The organism is Methanomicrobium antiquum, from assembly GCF_029633915.1.
Lineage (GTDB): Archaea > Halobacteriota > Methanomicrobia > Methanomicrobiales > Methanomicrobiaceae > Methanomicrobium > Methanomicrobium antiquum.
In genome coordinates, this window is sequence record NZ_CP091092.1 from 2105219 (window position 1) to 2126871 (window position 21653).

Here is a 21653-nt window from a genome sequence, read left to right on the forward strand (position 1 = left end):
ACAAAGAGTGAGGAGAAAAAAAATGGCAAACAATGATATAATTGAGGGAAAGCCGTTTCAGATGCCTGACGAACTTACTGTTGTTGCAGTAGGAGGATGCGGCAAGAAGCTTATTACAAATCTCTATGATCATGAGTGGTTCTTAAAGCACTTCTTATCAGATGGGAAACGACTTACGCTTTATACTCTTGATACAGACTCAAATCAGAGAAAAGACGATATTTTGCGTGCAGAAAAAGTTGAGGCAAAAGTTGGTGAAATGCAAAGAACCAACAGCCAGATGGGAGGAAGTGTAAAAAGCTACCATTACCATCTGCCTGACCTTGCAAATGTCGAGCGTGTTTCATCCCTTACATCAAAAGAGATATGTGAACAGATAAAAAAGAGGCGTGAGCGGCCTCTTGTTGATGTCTGGTGGATGAATGATCCTGAATATGGTTTTGACTACCAGATGCTTAAAAAAGTTGACAAAAATATAGTTGACGATTTTGGCGGCGGTGTCCACCGAAGGCGTGCTATCTCAAAGGCTGTATTTTACAAGGCAATTACACAGGGCGGAGAGCAGTTCCCGTCATTTCAGGGGCACGGGCCTGTTGCAATAATTGTTGGTCTTGGCGGCGGAACAGGTTCGGGGATGTTCATTGATCTTGCACGGTACATAAAAGAAAAAAGAGGGCAGGAATCAAAAATATGGCTCTTTATTGTACTTCCGGCGGCAAGCGAGGGTGAAAAAGAGCAGTTAAACGCGGCAATAGCACTTTCAGAGATTGAATATCTCAATATGAAAGATGACAAGCTTTTCAACTACATAATAGTCTCTTCATTAAGCCCTACAGGCTACGTTGACGGAGGCGACAGAAAGCAGGAAGTAATAGAGTTTGATTCGGCATTTCCATATATGTTCATAAACTCATTTTATCTTCCAACAGCAGACATCTCAGCAATTGTCGATGCCAAAAAGGATTACTCCGGCTTTATCTTCGCAGATTCGCATGTAATTGAATACCCTGTTGAAAATTTAAGATCTCTAAAGAAAGGCTTTGAGGATGTAATTGACAAATATGCAGGATTTGGCCATAACAGAGCAAAGATTCTAAAAGAGGTCTCGGATTTTGTCACAACAAACGAAAATCTCTATCCTGACGAGTTTACAAAGACAGATTCTGAAATAACCCACGATGATGTAAACCTATACAGAAAAGAGATTGAAAAGATAAAAAAGGTCTGGGAAAATGAAATTACCGATCTTTTAAACTTTAAGACACAGTCAATTATTGAATCAGCAATCTCAAACAATATGCCTGAAGAGCTAAAAGACATCTCCAAAATAAAAGAGTTTGACAAGCTTTCAGAGTATATTTCAAGGCTTAAAAGATCCCTTGAAAACGAGAGCAAGCCGCACGAAAACGCAAAAGATCAGGAGCTTTACGAACAGATTAAAAGAAATCTCCATCTTTTGGAGGATATGGCGGATCTTCAGAAAAAAATACTCTCTGTAAATGAAAAATCAGCAAGAACCGCTCTTTTAAATCTTATTCGCGGCGAGGAGAACTTTGGCAAAATTTCCGGTGAGCTTTCAGTAAGGCAGTCCTCCCTAAAGGCTGAGATGAGCGAGGCTGATGTAAAGGTTAAAACCAGGCGCAATGAGCTAGATGATGTAACAAAAGAAGGAGAGCAGATGCTCGACCGCGTCAGAACCGAGGTAAATGCACTTGCAAAACCGGTTGACGATTATGTTGCACTTGGACATGGCGGATCTTCATCAGGAAAAGAGTCAATTGAGGAGCTTGAAAGTGCATTTCTGGAAAAGTTCTCATCACTTTTATTCCTTTTAAAAGAGAAGCTGAACCAGACCGAAAAAGGAAAGGCAAAGCCGATAAAAAGAGAGGCATGGTTATCCTCGCTCCCGCTGGGAGATCTCCAGGGCGATATCGAAAGGCTTGAAAATGCAACATCTGCTGACTTTACATATCTAAAAGATCTTGCTGAGTCGATATCTTTGTACATCTACAATGACTACATGCTTAAAATTGCCAAAAAACAGGGTTTTGCAGACAGTCTTTTAGGAAAAAAGCTCAACTCCGAGATGTTTAGAAACGAAAAGGCAACAAAAGAGGAGAGAATAAGAAAGATTTCCCAGATGCATCCGGGAAAGATTTCAATCCGTGACCCCTTCGAGGTATTCATACAGGACAAGTTTTTGACCCGCGAATTTGACTCGAAGCTTGGATCACTTCGTGAAGCAACACTGGCTCCAATTGTTTCCCAGTTTAACCTTGAATCTGAAGAGAAGCGTGAACTTATCAGGTCTTTTAACGGACGCGACACAGCAGAGATTTTAACATCTGTTCGTGAGAGATTAACTGAGATTATTAACGAGCGTGAAGGGTATCCGGCAAAGACTCAAAACATAAACTCAGAGATTGACCTTTTGATTCAGTCACAAAAATCAATGCAGCAACAGCTTGAGTTCATCCAGAAGATTGACAATTTAATCGGTGCAACATTTGATGCAAGAAAGAAGTTCAACGCCGATACTGATGCATATGAATCAGGACTTCGCTTAATTGACGAAAAGAGGCAGAGCGGAAACTCAACAATCGAAGGAATGTACAGAACCTGGTTTGGAGAGATAAATCCTGCCATTCTTTCACTTTTGAATGACGATTCCGATCTTTCTGTCCTTGATTATGACGAAGAAGGGAAAAAGGAGATAGAAAAGCTGTATAATATCGTCCAGTGGAAATACAAAGAACTTGTTGACTCACACAAACTCGGTATTAACAATCTGTCAGTCGGATACGGTACAGGCGGGACAGAGAGGTGGAGCTTTGACAAATCCGCCCTTGTAGCCGCATCCCCGTCAAGATGGCTGTCACAGCTAATCGATAACAAAGGAAGCGATCTTAGACGTTATCTTGTAAAACTGCTTGACTTAAAAGGTTTTGACAGTGCAAAGGTAAACTCACACAATTACACAAAGCCGTGGGAGATATCACTGACATTTTTTGCAGCCGCAAGTTTCCTTGACAACATTTCACCTCTTACAACCGGCGGCGGATACTGGGAGAAATATGAAAAGGGGCGTGATAATATCCTTCACCATGCACTCTACCTGCATGAGGGAAAATACATTGTCCGTAACAAAACACTGCTTTTAACTGAGGCGGCAGAAATTGCAGATCTTGAAACAGGCACCAAAGCACAGATAGAAGAGGCGAAAGACAGGGTTTTAGACCTCTACACTGTTAAGGATATCAAAGAGGCAGCCGGTGAATGATAATAAACAATAAAAGAAGGAAGATCTATCTTCTTTTAGCGTTGCCGCTGAGCATATTTGTAGCATATGTTTTCACAACGATAGCGCCGGTATTCAAAATTCATCCCGCACCGGTTGAACTTACAGTAATTGTTGAATTTTTATGCGGCCTTTTTTTCATAATTGCCGCAGGAATGATATTCAACGAGGACTCAAGAATAAACGGGGTAATTTATGCAGGCATATTTGCCGCAATACCCTGTTTTTATGTTTATCTCTCTCCATGGGCAAATATAGGGCTTTTGCTGATTTCTTTTTCATCAGGAGTACTTATAGGACTTGTATTTGTTGCACGGGCTGTTCTTAATAACCGCTATGATAATCTTGCAGTAATGGCGAAAATTCTTTTTACAGTATTTTTCGCAATAATTGTAGGATTTTTAGCTTATGAGATGTGGATTTTTGCAATTGAGCCGGAGTCTGAGACTACATCGGCATATGCAGCACAAAACATATTTTTCTTCGGTGCAGGAATCGTTGTATCTGTAATTCTCTATATTCTTGCAGTCAAATTAACAATTGGTGTTCGTGCATCGGAAATTTTTATTTTCGGACCCAGATCATCCGGAAAAACCTACTTTGTGATGGGGCTTTGGAATTACATATCGCAGAACTTTGATAAAGGCCACTCAAACGAAGGCGTTGTCTTAACAGGCGATCCAAACGATGAGGGAGACGACCTTAGAATTTCAAGCCTTTATGCAAATATTCTGGACGGGAGGATTCTTTCAAGAACATACCGCTATCAGATGGTCATATACCAGCTTACAGGCAAAAAATACGGCCTCATTCCGGTTAAATGGACAGTTGTTGACTATGCAGGCGAATATTACGATGAACTAAACGAAATTAACTTCAAAAAGGCTGTCAGTCTTTTAAGTGAAAGACTGGAAATGGCGCAGGGAGAAGTCAGAAAAAATGCAGGAACAATCCCGTTTGTCAAATACATAAAGCTTCACCATCCTGAAAAACTTCTTGATCCTGAATTTACCAAGAGTGTAATTATTGCAACAATGTATGGCAACTTCCTAAAGGCGGGAAAGGTCATTTTCTTAATTGACGGCGAGAAGATAACCGATAACAGAAAAGGGCATTCCCAGCTCGCAAGGGAATTTGGAGGTTATATGAAGACGCTGATTGATCTTGAGGGGAAAAATTACTTTGGATTTTTCAGCTCAAACAAGAAATATGCACTTGTTGTGACAAAAGCAGATCTGATTTTATGGAAAAACAAGGAGATAAGAAACCTTATTCACTCAATGAACGCGTCAAAACTTTCAGACATTCCTGAAAAATCAAAACAGGCTCTTGCAATAGAAAAGAATCTGTTTGAGATTTTAAGTTCAAATATGGTCTTTAAAAATCTTGTTAATATGATGAACGACATCTCTATGTATTTCGTTTGTGTATCGGTTGACGCAACAGCCGAACCTTTTCCAACCGAAGAGGGAATGGAAGAGGAGATTGCACCAACAGCCCTTGCACCATGGAGATTTACAGAGATTTTCAGGTTTGGCCTTTAGCCAAAACTGTAATTTTCTTTTTGCAGGGGGAATAAAAATATGGAAGATTCATACGGAATTTTTACAACAGACGGCGAAACAATCTCAGGTTCACTTCATGACGACTATGCGGTAAATCTTGCAGAAAGGCTTGATGAGAGTACGGCATCTTTGTATATAAACACAAAAAACGGAGTTTTGCTTCTTGGAACGGCTGTTAATGTACAAAAGACAGGGAGGCGGCCTGACACATTCATATACCTTGAAAAGACTGACATTGAAAAAGAGCTTCCGCCAAGAATAGATCTCTTATACATCCATGAATTTTACAAAAGGGTGAAAAACAGACTCTCAAAGATTGAGTATGAGATAAGAAATCTTGCATCAGATGACAGTTTCTTTGATGAGAGAAATAAAAGGATAACAAGCAGTCTTTCAGGCTCTAATGTTGCAGATTATGCTATTGGAAGACTTTTATTGTCAAAGGAGACTGTCTGTGTATCAGATGATCTGTCAAAATCAGTCGATTTTGTAGTAGCAGTTACAGAAAAACTTTCTTCATACATATCAGCCGGATTTACAATCGTTGTTTCAAAAAGAACATTCAGAGGCGCTGATCTTTTGGTTACTGAGAAATTTTCAGGTGATGTGCAGATTTATCTTGACACCGAGAAAATAAACGACAAAAAACGGGCAGTCATCTATAAAAATATCGGAGTCTTTGCTCAGAATCCAAAGATAAGACAAAAAATTTCAGGTGCATATACAAAAAACAGTCTGACAGAAGAACTTGTCACTCAGATAAAATTAAAAGAAGGCACAAACAGTAAAAAATCAGGAGAACTTGAGGAATTTTTAAGAGAGGAGAATATTGAATTTTCAAGAGAAAACACTGATTCCTTCTCACCTGAAAACTATGAAAGTCGTCCTGTATCAAAAAAATCCGCTGTTAACGAGGCCGGATATTCTGACTGGAAGATTAACGATTACGACAGGGAAAACCTTATGCTTGAATATGAAAAGCATATGGAGAAAAAGCATAAGGGAAGAGTCAAAATTATTGCTCTTTTAGCAGTTATTCTTTTGTTAGCGGCAGGAGTGGTGTTTTTCTCAGGTTATACGGGATTTTTCGGCTCTAATGACAAAGAGACAGATATCCCGCACATCACCCCTTCTGCAACAATTGTGCCTGAACCTTCTCAGGGAGCAGTTGTAGAAAGGCTTAATTCAACTCCGGGAAACATGCCTGAAGAATTTTTAGGGTTTGGAAGTGCCTATATGATAACTGTTTCAGAACCATCAGATGCTTCATTTGATGTAACTTCACAGTTTCTTCCTGACAAAGAATATTTCCTGATGATATACAATCAGTCCGGATATTCATGGGAACCTGCTGATACATCTCCTCTTGTGTCAAACGAATCTGCGATAGCCTATATTGAAAAATCGGGCATATACAGGCTTTTTATAAAAAGAGAAAACTGATTAAAGATAAAAAAAATTATATGAAAGTTACTTCGTAACTTACATGAAACAGTTAGCAGGAAAAAAATACCATGAACGTTTTCAGTGAATAAAAATTCAGAAAAGAGAAAAAACAGAGCCTGAATAATTATCTTTCGGAATTTTTAAGGCAACATCTCAATTTTTGCTGAATCAGGGACTAAACAGATGTCAAAGAACAATATCAGAAGGGCACAATATATTATTTTACTCATTTTTTTTGTATCAGTAGCTCTTTTTCCGCTGTGTGCATCTGCTGATGTTGTTAAAGGAACGATTTCTGTAAGGTCAGCACCCCAGGGTGCAGATATTTATTTAAATGACGAAAATATCGGGGAAAAAACAAATTATGTTATTTTAGATGTTTTCCCGGGGATTCATTTCATAAGGCTTGAGATGCCCGGATATAAGACATGGGAAGAGATTATTGAGGTAAAAGAGGGGGAAATTACCTTTGTCAGCCATGATATGGAAATTTCTGCCGGCGATGCATTTACCATTCAGACAAAGCCTGAAGGTGCACGGATTTACGTTGACGGAGAGTTTGAGGGATTTTCAAATACAGTCTTAAATCAGCTTCCGACAGGCCAGCACACTTTTTTGCTTACTCTTGATAACTACTCTGATTACCAAAAAACAGTCATGATAAATGAGGGTATGTCACAGTCGCTTATGCATACCTTTGAGCCTCTTCCTGTAACAGGAGAGGTCATCTTTGAATCAAACCCTTCTAACGCCGCCATTTATTTGAATGGAGAATATATAGGCGATACCAGGTACACTCTTAAGGATGTTTCTCCCGGCACTTATGATGTTGTCATAAAAAGGGCAGGATATGATGACTGGAAAGGAATTTTGGATGTTGCCGCCGGAAAAATATCAGAGGTGAAAGCTTCTCTTTCGCTTTCAAAAGCAGAGGTTGTTGTAAAAACAGAACCTCCGGATGCAGATGTCTTCCTTGACGGAGAATTAATAGGAAAAAGCCCCGTTTCAACACTAACTGATCAGGGAAACCATACAATAAGAATTGAAAAATTCGGATACAGGCCTGTTGAAGAGATTATAGAGGTTGGCCCTTTAGGAACGATTGTTTCATACACTCTTTATTCTATGGCAAAAGAGGCAGTAGATGAGGCAGAAAGTGCGATAAATGCCAATCTGCAGTACAACCCTGAAAAAGGAAAGGAACTTTTAATTTCAGCAAAGGAGGCACTTGAAAGAGACGACACTCTAACTACTATCACTTTGTCAGAGCTTTCAATAAAAGCAAGCTTTGATGTTGATTCAGACGGGGTCTTGAATTCTCAGGATATTGCTCCAAATCTCGACAATACTCTGATTTATATCTCGCCATTCGCATTTTTGATTGTTTTGGTGTTTTTGTTTGCAGCTGATTATTCTGTACAACAGATTCGCCCGGAACTTTTAATTGACATTCCAAAAAAAATTTTTGAGGATGATATGCTTGCAAGAGGCCATGTTACTGCCCGGTTAGAGAGAGGGCCTTACAGGGCGTTTGTATGTACAATTTATATTGACGACTCATCAGTTGACCATTTCACAAATCCCGGAAGATATGACATAATGCTTGCCGGAAGAGGTGTTGGAGAGCATATTTTATCAGCACATCTTCAGATTGCAAAGAAAAGATACGGAAGTTTAGAGATAAAGGCTGAAGAGAAGTTTATTGTCGAATCTTTGAATCAAAAAAAGGATGATGATTTTTATTCTGATACAAAAATCCGGGATTTTGATGAGTCATCAAAAAAAGATTTAACAGGAGATAATAAAGATAAAGAATCAGAAATCATTGAAAATGAAGATATAACGTCTGATATGGCTGATAATAATAAATCATCAGAGAATATTGAAGATAAGACATCTGAAAATAATGATAAAGTACTGGAAAATAAAGAAAATACGGATAAAGAATCTCCTGATACTGAAAATAGTCATAAAGAACCTCTCAACAATGAAGATAAAGAGACTGGTGATAAACCTGTTGAATTCTTAGACCCTGATGATTATCTATCTGAAAAAGTTTCAGAAATTATTGAGACAGAAGATTATAGTAATGAACTTGAGAATTACTATGAAAAATGATAATTTTCATGAATTAATAGTATTCACAATATAGTGTTTACAATTCAGAATCTTTTTTCTTCTAAAAACGTCCATGAAATAATATCTCATGGTAACTGTTTCATGTAAGTTACGAAGTAGCTTTCATGTGAAATTTCTTTATTTTTATAACACTTTTAAATAGCACAGATTTTTATACAGCATAATTTTTAAAACGATGAGCGGTAAAGATTTACAAATGAAAGATGATTCAAACAGCGGGAATACAGGAGATGACAATCTCTTTAAAAATCGTTATGGTGAGGAGATAGGAAGCGGACAGTCTGCTGTTGTTTATGAAAAAGACGGAATTGCCGCAAAAGTCTACCGCGAAGGACAGCCCAGAAAGCAGGTATACCAGGAGGCATTTACAATGGCGGTTGTAAAAGACAGCAATATCCCCTCCCCGGAAATATATGGTGTTGAGACATTCTGCAACAGGACTGCACTTCTAATGGAAAAGGTTGAGGGGAGATCACTTTTTGATTTTTTAACAGAAAATCCGGACAAAAAAGAGGATTACATGGATAAAGTCGTTGAGCTTCAGGTCTTAATGCACAGAATTACCACAACCGAGTTCAGACCGCAAAAGCAGGTTCTTGCAGGAACAATAATTGCAAGTCCGGGACTAAATCCTGATGAAAAAAATGCTCTTCTTGAAAATTTACAGACACTTCCGGATGGATATTCGATATGCCACGGCGATTTCCACCTGGGAAATGTCCTATTTGACGGAGAAAATTACATAATTATTGACTGGGCTGAGGTGTCCTGCGGTGCACCTGCATCTGATGCGTGCCGAAGTTACCTTGATTACTTAATTATGGGAGAGGGACTTGAAGAAATTTATATTGAAAAATATTCCAGACTCTCAGATATTCCTAAAGAGGAAATTCTAAACTGGCTTTCAGTTACAGCCGGGTCAATCTACGGATATCTTGGTGATGAAGCACAAAAAAAGATCAGGCATTTATTTTAGAATCCGAATTTTCATCTGAGGCGGTATTACATCAGGAATACCAATGAATAACTCTTTTTGGATTTTTTTAATTTTCAGGATAAACGTCCATGATAATTTTTTTCATGATAACTGTTTCATGTAAGTTACGAAGTAACTTTCATGTAAAACGCACATGATGAGCTTTTTTCATCACACAAAAATACTGATAAGTTTATCAGGAATTTTAGACTTTCATAGAAATTAAAACCGAATCTTAAATTTCTAAATAATAATATATATTGCCTGACAATATAAAGAATGATTATTAAAAATGAGACCTATTTCCGGCGATGAATTAATAACAGGCCTGGCAACAATTTTACTTATTTTTCTTATTGCATGTCCGGTTTTTTCAATACTTGCATATTCATACAATGATTCCACATTCGGCGGTGCAGAAAACCGTTATGAAGACATATATACAGTAAACGGGATTATACCGCCACATAATGAGTTAAAACGTATAGACGCTGAGATTTTTTTTACTGATATTCCGTATGCAACAGAGGAGATGCTTTTTGGTCCAAAAAATAACGGAGATATTCCTGTCGGCATTGTAACTCTTGGGACTTATTCTGTATATCTTTTTGATAACAAAGACTATGTTCATGTAATTGAAACCAACAAAGAAAATATCCGTGAATATGATATAACCCCAATAACTGTCGCAGAAAGCATAAGACCTGTTCCTGATAGAGAAACAGGCGATATAATAAAGGGCCTTAGCAAAGGATACAAAATTGAAAGGTTAAATCTCAAAATACCAAATGAAGACAATGATAGCGGCGCCTTTATTGACTATATTACTGTCCACAGCGATGACAAAATAGATGTTTTCGGTTATGAAGCAATAAAATACAATATTGAAGGTCGTTTTTATGGAAATTATGCAGGAAATATAATCAAAGTGCTGGAAGAAAGTACAACAGAAAGTGCATTTGGAGTTTTAACAAAAAAATCCATAGATAGTATCAGCGGCCCCGGAACGATGGCAGGAGAGGTCTCTTTAGAGAAAGAATACCTCATTCCTTCTATGCCTTTCAGTCCGGTCTTTACCACACAGTCCAAGGTTATGGCAGGCCCTTATGGTGATGTTTCATGGTGGTCACACTCAGGAGGTTTTGTTACTCCCTCTTTTGGGATTATCGGACATTTTGTATATTTATTCGCCTTTTATGTCTGTGCAATAAGAATTTACAGACATTTCAAAAAAGTCTGAAATATTATAAATATTAAAGCAACACCAATTAACAAAAAAAAGGTTGAAGAAAAATATGAAAAAAGTTATTGTAGTCCTGTTAATTGCCGTCTTTTTGCTCACATTGCTGGCATTTCCGGTATCGGCGGCAAAAAACACAGATGATAAAGGAAATAACGGTGCATATGCAGGCCCGGTTGCAGACGTATCCAACAAAACAGCAGGTATCAGCAATGACAGTAAAGGTGCAGAACAGTTATCCAAACAGTCAGACGGTTCTGTTTTATTGGCAAATAAGAATGAGTCTGCCGGACAGGGAGCATTAGTGTCGGTCAAAGTGACTTCTGTCAGCCAAAACCAGCAGGAGATTAAGGCACAGATAAAACAGATACAAAAAGAATCGGCAAACATCTCCGGTTCTGAACAAAATAACAGGTTGAAGAATCAGAATACAGTCCGTATTGCAGTTCAGACACTTCTTGCGGCAGGAAACATATCCGGCGGAATAGGGGATCAGATTTCAGCCATCGCAAAGGAGTTTAACAATTCTGTAATGGTTCAGACCAAAGCTGAAGAGAAGATACAGACAAGAAACGCGGTTTCAAAATTCTTCTTCGGCGGAGATTTTGATGCGGCGAATGATATTCAGGCACAGACTGAACAGAACAGGCAGAGAATTGAGAACCTGAACACGCTCATGAACCAGTGCAGTGACTGCGATGAGGAATTAAAGACGATGATTAAAGAGCAGATACAGGTGCTCGAACAGGAACAAAACCGCCTTTCGGAAATCTCACGGGCAGAACTTGAAAATAAGGGAATTTTCGGCGGACTCTTTGGATAATACCTGAGATAAGTTATAATATTTTTTTTTAAACTTCACCCCTTTTCTGTCCATAGAGAATCACTTCTGCATCAACATACGGCTTTAGATACGGATTTATCCATTCGGAAGAGACCAGATCGACTTTACGCCCGAAGAGTTCCTCAAGATAATCTCCAAGATCGAGCAGGGCATGATAGGTCTTAATTCCTGGTTTAAACTTATACAATATGTCTATATCACTCTCAGGCGTATCCTCACCACGACTGACAGAACCAAAGATCCCAAGGCTTTCTATTCCAAAACGACTTTGAATCTCAGGGAGGTGAACCTCAGGCTTTGTAAGAACTTCGGATTTTATGCTATTGTATGGTTTTTCATCCACTGATATTTACCTCCCTTATTGCTGGTTATATCTTATATTCGTCCGGGAGATCATGTTTTTTTCCCCGGTATCAGATAATAAGTCCTGCCGGTCATAAATTTCTCATACCATAAAAGACGTTTCCGCTGATTTTTGCGGATTTTTTTCAAGACAACTGATACTAATGCTCATAAATCCTGCACAGGCAGGGTATTTTCATACAGTCTTCGTATCTTTGTTGAAGGTTTCCGGTCATACCATAACAGGTGATTTAGGAATTCATGGCTGTTTTTTTTTGAGGTGAAAAAAATATCAGAGAATCCTCTTCTTTTTATCATCCCTGATAAGGAAAAAGACAAAAATAAACAATAAAGTCATCATCGCCGCTATACAGATAGCGGTTGCATTAAATCCTGCCATATTGGCTGTAATTGATTCGGGATCTGAATAACCTGACATCACAATAGACATTACTGTTATCAAAACCGCTGTTCCAATTGCTCCTGATGCCTGACGAAGAGTGTTTAAAACCGCACTTCCATGATGAATCACATTTTCGTCAAGCGAGTTTAGCGCCCAGGTTGATAAGGGAGTGTTAAGCAGTGCAACTCCGGCACTGTTTACTGAATAAATAATAAAAATCAAAATCATCGGGCTTTTGGCATCAAGGAGTGCAAGACAAAATGATGCAAACATTAAAGCTCCTGCTCCTATAAGAACAGGTTTTCTTGGCCCATGGCTGTCAAAAATCCTTCCTGAAAGTATGCTCATAATCCCCATACAAAACGCTCCGGGGAGGAAAACAAGACCTGTCATTGTTGCTGAATACCCCTGAATTGTCTGTATGTATATAGGAAGTATGACGCTTAATACAAGAATGGACGCCTGAAAAATCATTATTATCATAACAGCGGATGAAAATTTCCGGCTTTTTAAGACTCTTAACTCAAGCATTGGTTTTGGAATCTTAAGCTGGCGGAGTCCAAACCAGATGAGTATTACAATACCTGCTAAAATTGCAACAATAGAATCGGCCGACATTCCGCCTGCTGCGCCTATTATACTACATCCATAAAGAAGGGAGGAAAGACCGGCTGAAGAGAGAATTAATGAGATTTTGTCAAGCGAAACTTCCTTTCTTTCTTTGAATTCATCTATAGTAAAGAATGAAACTACTGAAACAATAACAGCAAGCGGGGCAATTGAGAGGAATACAAAATGCCATGAGAATAAATCAACAACAATTCCTGAGTAAACAGGCCCGATTGCGGGTGCGATTGCAATTATCAGTGTATAAAAACCCATTGCACGGCCACGAAATCCAATTGGAAAAATCCACATTAATATTGACATTATCATCGGAGAGAGCATCCCGGAACTTATTGCCTGAAAAATTCTTCCAATAATTAAAATGTGAAATGCAGGCCCCCAGGCCAAAAGAAGACTTCCGATTGTAAAAAGCATCATTGCAAAAATGAAGAGTTTTTTAAGCGAAAACCTGTCAAGAAGATATGCAGTAACAGGAATCATGACTGCCATTACAAGAGTAAATATTGTTATCAGCCACTGGGCTACAGATACGTCTACTGCCAAATCTGACATGATTCCGGGAATCGCCGGCGATATTATTGTCTGGTTTAAAACCGATATGAATGCTCCGGCAATCAGAATTAATGTCATAATTATCTGTTTGCGGCTGAGTCCGGCTTCACTGAAAATAGACATAATTTGTAAAAACCCATGTTTTTTTCTCCCCTGATTATTCAGGGGTGTTAAAATACTTCTTGTTATAAGATTACAGTTAGCATAAAATTAACCCAAATGGAAAAAGTTTCTGGGAGAAGGGAGGGGTTTTGGCATTACAAATCTCAGGAAGATGAGGCAGTTATATGCTACGTTTCCAATCCGGAACGCACTGCGTTCCGTATTAAGCTGGACGCATTATCGGCATTTAATGCGGATTTCGGATGAAAACGCCCGTGATTTCTATATGGATGAGTATGTGAAATCAAACTGGAGTTCAAGACAGCCTGAGCGGCAGATTACTGCTACGTAGCATAGATTCTAAAACAAGTATCCATCCTTAAAAGAGGCGTAACTGAAATAAAATGAAAAAAACATAAACTGTTAAGAGCCCAAAAACTTATAATTTCGATGGATAAGACCGATCAGGAGACAATTCAATTTTTTTATCGTTAAATTTTGTTCTCATGGAAAGTCTAAAATCATCTTGCGCTAATAATATTCTTATGGCAACCGATGGCGAAACGATAACGATAAGCCGCGATACACGGATGAAACTTGCCAGACTACGGAAGACCGGCCAGTCTTATGATTCGCTGATTTCTAATATGGCAGACCAGGCACTGGAAATATCAGAAGGTGATGAAAACTGGGATATAAAGAAAATAGTTGCGGACTGCAAAGTGGCCGATAAGTCTACAAAGAAGTATCACTCCTTCGATGAGGTCTTTGGAGATGCATGATATTATTTTCAGCGATGACGTACTGAAATATATCTCAAATGTTCCGAAAAAAGACAAAACCCATATAAAAGAAATAATCCTGTTATGCCTTGGAGAATATCTTAAAAAAACAACTAAAAGATGCAATAAAAAACTTTTGAAAGGTTCAAATCCAAAAACTTACCGTCTTCATATATCAATGGCACACACTTTTTTTTATTGGATTGATGAAGAGAAACAATCTGTAAAAATTGTAAAAGCAATGGGAATTAATCAGGCTCACAGCAGATACAAAAGATCTTAATTTTTCGTGTTCTTCTGTTACCCCGTGTCAGGAAGGGTTCATTCTCCCCTATGACCATATCATCTTTCTGCCTGCCGATTAGTATTCGTATTAGTGTTCGTGAACCGGGACACATCCGCATTTTATAAGTACAATGTCTTGCTGTGTGACAAAGGCTAAACCCTATCAGAAATTAGAATGATGAATATTATCCTTTTAGCGGTGCGTGGCGAAAGTAAGAAACAAAAACATTTAACGTGTTTAATTTCCCACTTTCAAACATGGGGGAAGAACATCGCTTTTGGCTTTTGCAGATTTATGATAATAAAAAAATTTGGGTGAAATTACATTTTTGGCATCCTTTGAAACCGAGGTATATTTTTTATATTCTGTTCTTATTTGCAGCAATCTTACTTGCTTTTTTAGTGGATTTTTATTTTTTTAGTAGATTATCCGAAAGAGAGAGTAGTTTCGCTTTTACTTTCAGTATAGCAGGCTCTGTACTCATTGCAATATTTATCTTTTATTTCACTCAAAAAGAGATAAAAAGACTTGAATATAGTGATGCTCTTAAAAAATTATTAATTGAATTAGGAGAAAATAAAATCAATTTAGATCAATTCGCTACAAATGTTAATATAAGATTTAAAGAACTTGAAGAGGAAAAGACCTGGAATTGGATGCCAAAACAGGACTCATATACAAATTGGGCAAGTAACGAAAATTTTTAATATAAATATTTTGCAACAAGTGCCTATTTTAATTTTGTAAATCAAGGGCATATTTTAAATACTAAATATCTATCAATTCCAAAAGGAAATATTGCAAATATCTATGAGTCATATTTTCAATTTAATACCCAACTTCAAAAGCTTGAAAATATTATTCATAATTTTGATGATTTTAAAAAATATAATCCCCCTGATACAATAATTAATAAGCTGTCTATACCTCTTATAAAAGAAGAAATTTGTCTATATGTGACATTACCCAATAATGGTTACATCTTTAATAACAAAACATATTATTTTGAAAATAAAAAGGACATCCAAAGATTTTTAAAATGTGATTTTTACAATCATTATGCTAATGATTTTTTAAACGGGGGAATAATTAAAAATCATCAAATTGTTTATGATCAATTAGCAAAATATTTTGATTTTCAAAATAAAGAAATTAGAGACTAAGAAAAAAAGATCCAAAGGTGAAAGACCATTTGCTGTGATTAAATCCATTTTTGGATCAGGCAATGTAAAAGTAACTAATCTGAATTAAGTTCAGGTGAAAAATATGTTTTCAGCTTTTTGTTTCAATCTTTATCAAATGAGAACAATTTATGCACATTGACTGATTAGCGATAGCTATCTGAAATTTGAAAGAAATAGTCAGGGAATAAGAGGAAAACCCTGAAGAAGGGAATCATCGAATTTATTGAATTGTTAAAAAATGAGATAATAGTAATTCTCATTTAAAACATACCTTGTTTCTATTTTGTTAATGCACCACTATATTTTTTGACTAAGCAGGATGAAAGTAACCAAAAAATTTGATATTTTATTTTCTCCAAAAATAATTGTATTAAAAATAAAGTGTAGAAGAATCTTCCGGATTATTAGCTGAAAAACTTACAGAGGAGTTTGGACGTGGTTTGGACATTACAAATCTCAGGAAGATGAGGCAGTTATATGCTACGTTTCCAATCCGGAACGCACTGCGTTCCGAATTAAGCTGGACGCATTACAGACATTTAATGCGGATTTCGGATGAAAACGCCCGTGATTTCTATATGGATGAGTATGTAAAATCAAACTGGAGTTCAAGACAGCCTGAGTGGCAGATTTATTCATTTTTCTATGAGCGGCTTCTTGCAAGCAGGGATAAGGAGGATGTCATAAAAGAGGCTGAATCAAAAGGGTTGAAACAGAGTGAAACCAAACCGTGACAAATTGTCACGGTTTGAAAATGCCTGCTCCTGAGGGATAAATGAGGATTACATATGTTGCTGACACAGAACAACTTTTCAGACTTATTCCTGAGTTCCTGACTCTGAATGTTCCTGAAAACTTTGAATTTGCTTCCGGCAACAAAACAGGGTAAAATCTAATATACGGCCGGAAACAATAGTATCATACAATGAAACTAAAAGTAATCATTCATGAGGCGGAAGAAGGCGGATTCTGGGCAGAAGTTCCTTCAATTCCGGGGTGTGTAACTCAGGGTGAAACTTTTGATGAACTGCTCGCCAATATTTATGACGCAGTAGAAGGATGTCTGTCTGTAGATGTACAGGATCTCTCTCTTTCAGGAAAAGACAGAATAATGGAGATAGCAGTTTGAAAACCGTCAGTGGTAAAAAATTCTGTAGCCTCCTGGAATCACACGGATGGGAACTAAAGAGAGTTTCCGGAAGTCATTACATCTATGCCAAATATGGAAATCCAAACAGAATTACTGTTCCTGTTCATGGAAATAATTTACTAAAAATTGGTTTACAGAAGCATCTGATGAAGCTTTCAGAAATTGACGAATCAGAACTCTGACAACACCCTCATTTTTTAAATTATGCTCTACAGTGATAAACTCAGTCTGAGGCATAGACAATTATCTCCCGAATCGTCTATGTTCCTCTTTAGTTTTTTTTTCCTTTTAGATCTGGCTTTCTAAAACCTCTTTTTCAAGGAGAAGAACAATGCGGCCAAAAATTCTTTCAAGCTCTTCCAAAAGAACAAATTCAGAGTTGAATTATAAAAATCACACCACAACAACACACCTCTTCAGCTTTCAAATATCTGTTTTATCGACATATCACCTAAAACCTGTCAAATATTTCCATTTTTTTGGTAGATAATGTTGTAACTGTCGAAAGTGTCGACATATAACAGAGACTGATCCTTAAATTATGCTTTCTTTAGCTCAATACCAGTTTGAGGTAATCCATCCGTTTTTGGACGGAAACAGCAGAAAAGGACTCATCATAAAAATCCTGCTTCTTGTGTATATGAAGATTCTTGATATTCGGTATTGTATCTGAGCAGATATATAATCCAAAATAAAGAGATATCTAAAAGAACTGGAAATTATTGGTGTTTTAAAGTCTCAAAAAAAAGGAAGGAACAGAATATATGTAAATGACCGGCTTTATGAACTGTTGAAATATAACAGTGAAAGTTAGTGAGACCAAAACACTTTAAAAATGGACTCGGGGCGATTCGAACGCCCGATCTCTGCCGTGTGAAGGCAGCGTCATGACCAGCTAGACCACGGGTCCTTTGAATTTACTCATAATTCTTGAATTTTTCTGATATTAAGGGTTTTGAAGTTGTTCAAAAAAATGCTAAAAATAGTCTGAATAAAGTTAACAAAACTCAAACACCTTAAAAAATGTCCACTAAACAAATACCAAACTAATTTTTCATGTACTGTTTCATGAAAATCATGATTTGATTTCCATGGTAAAATTATGAATTACAGGGATTTTCGGCAAAGGCTATAACCAATTGTCCACAAATATTGAATAAATGGATTCCCGCCAGAAAGCAATACTTCTAATAACCTCACTGGGATCATTTCTGACCCCTTTTATGGGCTCATCAATTAACATCGCAATTCCCCAAATCGGTACAGAATTTTTCTCAGACGCAATCCTTCTCTCATGGGTTGCAACATCATACCTTCTGGCATCAGCGATATTAGTCGTTCCAATGGGCCGGCTTGCAGACATGAGAGGAAGAACCAAGATATTCCTCGCCGGAGTTGCCCTGTACACTGCATGTTCTCTTCTCTCGGCAATGGTTCCTTCAGTTGAATATCTAATCGCCTGCAGAGTCTTTCAGGGCATCGGCGGCGCAATGATATTCTCAACGGCTGTTGCGATAATAACAAGCGCAATGCCTCCAAATCTCCGGGGAACAGCGCTTGGAATAAACGTGTCAGTAGTCTATGCCGGACTTACACTCGGACCTTTCATCGGCGGGCTTATAACAGAATTCTTCGGCTGGAGAAGTATATTTTACTTCAATTTCATACTCGGCGTTTTGATATTTATTGCAAGTCTAAAATATCTTCATATTGATGAGAAGAAAGATAAAAACACAAAATTCGATCTTTTGGGATCAGTCTTTTACGCCGGCTTCATACTCTGCCTGATGCTTGGATTTCAGGAAATCCAGGAAAGTTTCGGACTTTTGCTCTTCGCACTTGCGGTTATATTCCTGATTGTCTTTCTCGGATGGGAAAAGATGTCTCCAAATCCTGTCTTTGAAATATCACTTATCACAAAAAACAGGGTTTTTGCACTCTCAAACCTCGCCGCACTCATCAATTACAGTGCAACGTATGCAATCGGATTTTTGTTAAGCATCTATTTACAGACAATAAGGGGCTTTGATCCTTTTACCGCAGGGCTGATTCTTATCGCCCAGCCACTTCTTCAGACAGTATTTTCGCCCGTCACAGGCAGGCTTTCTGACAAATACAACTCATCCTACATCGCAACTTTAGGCATGGGATTTATATCAGCAGGTCTTTTGCTTTTCGCAGGACTTAATGTTGAATCATCAATTTATATGATAATCGGAAATCTTTGCTTCTTAGGATTTGGTTTTGCACTCTTTTCATCGCCAAACACACATGTTGTGATGAACAGCGTTGATGAAAGAAGATACGGTGTTGCATCAGGAATTTTGGGAACGATGAGACTTTGCGGAATGATGGCTTCAATGGGAATTTCCATGCTTGCATTTTCACTTACAATCGGAAGAGAGGCGCTTTCAGAGGCAGAATTAAGCGGAATTATGTCAGGAATAAACATCGCATTCGCAATATTTTTAGTTCTCTGCATAATAGGAACATTCGCATCATTGGTCAGGAAGAAAAACAAAAAGAAAACCGAAGAAATAAGTTTTTAATAAATTCTAAATACTCCATTTACCATGAAAATCAAATTATGATTTTCATGCAAGTTACTAAGTAACTTAGATAGCAAATCCTTAATTATGAAAGGTTTATTTTGTGAAACGAAAATATTCCTGATATTAAGAATATGAGGAGTGTTTTTGGTGAAGACCATTATCTACTATTTTACCGGCACAGGAAATTCTCTTTCAGCCGCCAAAAAAATTGCCGGAATAATAAAAGACTGTGAACTTGTACCGGTTGCGTCACAAAAAGACACTCCGGATATAATTCCGGATGCACAAAGAGTTGGAATCATATTTCCGGTTTACTTTGCCGGCCTTCCTGTGATGGTTGCAGAGTTTTCAGACCGTCTTAACCTTCAGAATGCAGAATACACCTTTGGACTGGCAACCCTTGGAGGAACAGGCGGCAAATCAGCTCTTCGTCAGCTTGACAAAATTTTGCAGGGAAAAAATACAAAAGGTCTTGATGCAGGTTTTACTGTTTTAATGCCGTCCAACTACATCCTCATGTATAATCCTCCGGCAGAAGAGAAACAAAAAGAGATCCTAACAAAAGCTGATGAGGAAATTAGTAATATTGCAGAAAAAATTGCCGGTTTAGAGAAGAAAAAAATCCCCCTGCCAGTCCTTGACAGTATTTTACATCTTGCAGCATACAGGCGGTTTGCATCAAATGTCCACAAAGCCGATGAAAAATTCTCCGTCAGCAACAACTGCACATCCTGTGGAATATGTGCGGAAATATGCCCTGCAAAAAACATAGAAATAATAGATAGTAAACCCGTCTGGAAGCACCACTGCGAGATGTGCTGTGCCTGTATCCACATCTGCCCTGCAGGCGCAATTGAGGCAGGCCCTAAAACTTCAATTCGAAACCACTACAAAAATCCGTCTGTTGAGATTTCTGAACTTAAAAATAACGATATTTAAATAAAACCGGACTTTACAGGATAAAATACAAAATGGAAATAGAATAAAAGATAGAATAGAATATCGAATAAAACTGTAAAAAGGAACCCTGAAATTTTCAGGTTTAATTTTCAGGTTTAATTGATTTTAAGCTGAGTTTTCAAACAGAAAACAGAATAGATAGATATAAGTCGGGACAGTCCAAGCATTTAATGTTTAGGGGGGACTAAAATTTGCTTATAAAGAACCAGCCAATTTATAACAGCGGTGATAAACCGGGAAAAGGAAGATACAGATGTATGAAGGACAGAAACAGAATCAGGCTCGAAAGGGACTCTGATATCTTGCCAAAGTGCCCTATATGCGATTCACGCAGATGGGAAAAGATAGTCTGATTTTAATTTCCTTTTTCCTAAAAACACCAGGTTTCCGCTCAGTGCATAAATAGATTCTGCTCTTAAAACTGCCGTTTACTCTGATAACTATAGCCCCGGTTAGAAAATCAATCTTCTGAATTCAATTTTATTTTACCGGAACATTCCATAAAACCCTGACATTTAGAAATAGTTATGAGATTTTACGCAAGTATTGATAATATATGAAAAATAAAATCAGGTTCTCAGGGCGGTCTCGTTTTTCACTGGCGATTATTGCCATAATGCTGTCGATAATTTTGGTAACAGGATTATCGCTTGCCGGAAGTTATGCAAATGATAAAGATGCGCCTGCAAAATCCGGAGATCAGGTAAGCGTGTATTACTCCCTCTCTTTTCCCGGAGGTCCTATATTTGAATCGAATATAAACAAAACACCGCTGAACTTCACACTTGGAAGCAAAGCTATGATCTCCGGATTCGACAGAGCAATACACGGAATGACTCCCGGAGAGACAAAAACAGTCATTTTAACACCGGATGAAGCATATGGTGAGAAAAATGAAAGCCTTGTAAAAACAATTCCGTTAAATGAAGCAATTGATCTGATACACAGCATGGATAAAGAAAACATCACAATATCACTTATTCCCGGTTATTCCTGTCCGATAATTGAATATCTGCTCCCAGAAGGAAAATATGTGAGATATCTTTTCACCAACGTAACAGAGGATTCGATAACTGTTGATATGAACAAGCCGCTTGTTGAAAAAGAGCTCCAGTTTACAATTACTCTTGATTCTGTTATCAAAAGAGCGGAATAAATATTTTTAACTCTTTTTTAGGCAGTCAGGTCAATTTTTTGAAATGACT

General features: G+C 37.7%; 21 protein-coding genes, 1 tRNA gene and 1 pseudogene. 20 read left to right on the top strand and 3 right to left on the bottom strand.

Annotated features, from left to right (window positions below; genetic code table 11):
• Positions 1-22 precede the first annotated feature (22 nt).
• From L1994_RS10345 to L1994_RS10375, 7 genes are all read left to right on the top strand, one after another.
• A complete protein-coding gene (locus L1994_RS10345) occupies positions 23-3280 on the top strand; it encodes a tubulin-like doman-containing protein (protein WP_278099361.1) in 3258 nt (1085 codons plus the stop codon).
• Entirely contained in the window at positions 3277-4842 is a 1566-nt protein-coding gene (locus tag L1994_RS10350; RefSeq protein WP_278099362.1) for a hypothetical protein, read from the top strand. The genes L1994_RS10345 and L1994_RS10350 overlap by 4 nt, the downstream gene beginning before the upstream one ends.
• A gap of 39 nt (positions 4843-4881) precedes the next feature.
• Positions 4882-6306 carry a hypothetical protein gene (locus L1994_RS10355; RefSeq protein ID WP_278099363.1) on the top strand — a complete coding sequence of 475 codons (1425 nt, stop codon included), beginning with the start codon at positions 4882-4884 and terminating at the stop codon, positions 6304-6306.
• A gap of 186 nt (positions 6307-6492) precedes the next feature.
• Positions 6493-8427 carry a PEGA domain-containing protein gene (locus tag L1994_RS10360; RefSeq protein WP_278099364.1) on the top strand — a complete coding sequence of 645 codons (1935 nt, stop codon included), beginning with the start codon at positions 6493-6495 and terminating at the stop codon, positions 8425-8427.
• Positions 8428-8644: 217 nt separating this feature from the next.
• The gene (locus L1994_RS10365) at positions 8645-9424 is read left to right on the top strand and encodes a phosphotransferase family protein (protein ID WP_278099365.1); all 780 of its coding nucleotides are present in this window, start codon (positions 8645-8647) and stop codon (positions 9422-9424) included.
• Positions 9425-9716: 292 nt separating this feature from the next.
• On the top strand, positions 9717-10664 hold the full coding sequence (locus L1994_RS10370) for a hypothetical protein (protein WP_278099366.1): 948 nt from the start codon (positions 9717-9719) through the stop codon (positions 10662-10664).
• A gap of 55 nt (positions 10665-10719) precedes the next feature.
• Positions 10720-11487, top strand: coding sequence for a hypothetical protein (locus L1994_RS10375; protein WP_278099367.1), 768 nt, complete (start codon positions 10720-10722; stop codon positions 11485-11487).
• 28 nt (positions 11488-11515) lie between these two features.
• On the opposite strand, the gene L1994_RS10380 is transcribed toward L1994_RS10375, so the two are convergent.
• Positions 11516-11851 (bottom strand): nucleotidyltransferase family protein, encoded by a 336-nt coding sequence (locus L1994_RS10380; protein WP_278099368.1) that lies wholly within the window; start codon positions 11849-11851, stop codon positions 11516-11518.
• Between the two features lie 291 nt (positions 11852-12142).
• Positions 12143-13555, bottom strand: coding sequence for a DHA2 family efflux MFS transporter permease subunit (locus L1994_RS10385; protein ID WP_278099369.1), 1413 nt, complete (start codon positions 13553-13555; stop codon positions 12143-12145).
• A gap of 109 nt (positions 13556-13664) precedes the next feature.
• Between L1994_RS10385 and L1994_RS11930 the strand changes: the two genes are divergently transcribed.
• The 9 genes and pseudogenes from L1994_RS11930 to L1994_RS11940 all read left to right on the top strand — a co-directional run bounded on the left by L1994_RS11930 (position 13665) and on the right by L1994_RS11940 (position 17750).
• Positions 13665-13886: a DUF1016 N-terminal domain-containing protein gene (locus tag L1994_RS11930; RefSeq protein WP_422656661.1), complete on the top strand. Its 222-nt coding sequence runs from the start codon at positions 13665-13667 to the stop codon at positions 13884-13886.
• Between the two features lie 154 nt (positions 13887-14040).
• Positions 14041-14316: a hypothetical protein gene (locus L1994_RS10390; protein ID WP_278099370.1), complete on the top strand. Its 276-nt coding sequence runs from the start codon at positions 14041-14043 to the stop codon at positions 14314-14316.
• Positions 14309-14599, top strand: a complete 291-nt coding sequence (locus tag L1994_RS10395; RefSeq protein ID WP_278099371.1) for a type II toxin-antitoxin system RelE family toxin — start codon at positions 14309-14311, stop codon at positions 14597-14599. The genes L1994_RS10390 and L1994_RS10395 overlap by 8 nt, the downstream gene beginning before the upstream one ends.
• Positions 14600-14859: 260 nt before the next feature.
• Complete coding sequence (locus L1994_RS10400) at positions 14860-15309, top strand: hypothetical protein (protein ID WP_278099372.1); 450 nt, start codon at positions 14860-14862, stop codon at positions 15307-15309.
• Between the two features lie 893 nt (positions 15310-16202).
• Positions 16203-16520, top strand: a pseudogene (locus L1994_RS10410) (DUF1016 N-terminal domain-containing protein); the annotation flags it as partial.
• 191 nt (positions 16521-16711) lie between these two features.
• Complete coding sequence (locus L1994_RS10415; protein ID WP_278099373.1) at positions 16712-16915, top strand: type II toxin-antitoxin system HicB family antitoxin; 204 nt, start codon at positions 16712-16714, stop codon at positions 16913-16915.
• Positions 16912-17118 (top strand): type II toxin-antitoxin system HicA family toxin, encoded by a 207-nt coding sequence (locus L1994_RS10420; RefSeq protein WP_278099374.1) that lies wholly within the window; start codon positions 16912-16914, stop codon positions 17116-17118. The genes L1994_RS10415 and L1994_RS10420 overlap by 4 nt, the downstream gene beginning before the upstream one ends.
• Before the next feature lie 359 nt (positions 17119-17477).
• Entirely contained in the window at positions 17478-17609 is a 132-nt protein-coding gene (locus tag L1994_RS11935; RefSeq protein WP_422656645.1) for a Fic family protein, read from the top strand.
• A gap of 18 nt (positions 17610-17627) precedes the next feature.
• Complete coding sequence (locus L1994_RS11940) at positions 17628-17750, top strand: hypothetical protein (RefSeq protein ID WP_422656662.1); 123 nt, start codon at positions 17628-17630, stop codon at positions 17748-17750.
• Between the two features lie 22 nt (positions 17751-17772).
• On the opposite strand, the gene L1994_RS10425 is transcribed toward L1994_RS11940, so the two are convergent.
• Positions 17773-17846, bottom strand: a tRNA-Val gene (locus L1994_RS10425).
• A 250-nt stretch (positions 17847-18096) separates the two neighbouring features.
• Here L1994_RS10425 and L1994_RS10430 point away from each other — a divergent pair.
• The 4 genes from L1994_RS10430 (at position 18097) to L1994_RS10445 (ending at position 21604) form a co-directional block, all read left to right on the top strand.
• Positions 18097-19485 carry an MFS transporter gene (locus tag L1994_RS10430; RefSeq protein WP_278099375.1) on the top strand — a complete coding sequence of 463 codons (1389 nt, stop codon included), beginning with the start codon at positions 18097-18099 and terminating at the stop codon, positions 19483-19485.
• A gap of 150 nt (positions 19486-19635) precedes the next feature.
• Positions 19636-20427, top strand: coding sequence for an EFR1 family ferrodoxin (locus tag L1994_RS10435; protein WP_278099376.1), 792 nt, complete (start codon positions 19636-19638; stop codon positions 20425-20427).
• Between the two features lie 212 nt (positions 20428-20639).
• Positions 20640-20801 (top strand): zinc ribbon-containing protein, encoded by a 162-nt coding sequence (locus tag L1994_RS10440; RefSeq protein WP_278099377.1) that lies wholly within the window; start codon positions 20640-20642, stop codon positions 20799-20801.
• Between the two features lie 203 nt (positions 20802-21004).
• Complete coding sequence (locus tag L1994_RS10445; RefSeq protein WP_278099378.1) at positions 21005-21604, top strand: FKBP-type peptidyl-prolyl cis-trans isomerase; 600 nt, start codon at positions 21005-21007, stop codon at positions 21602-21604.
• Positions 21605-21653: the final 49 nt, after the last annotated feature.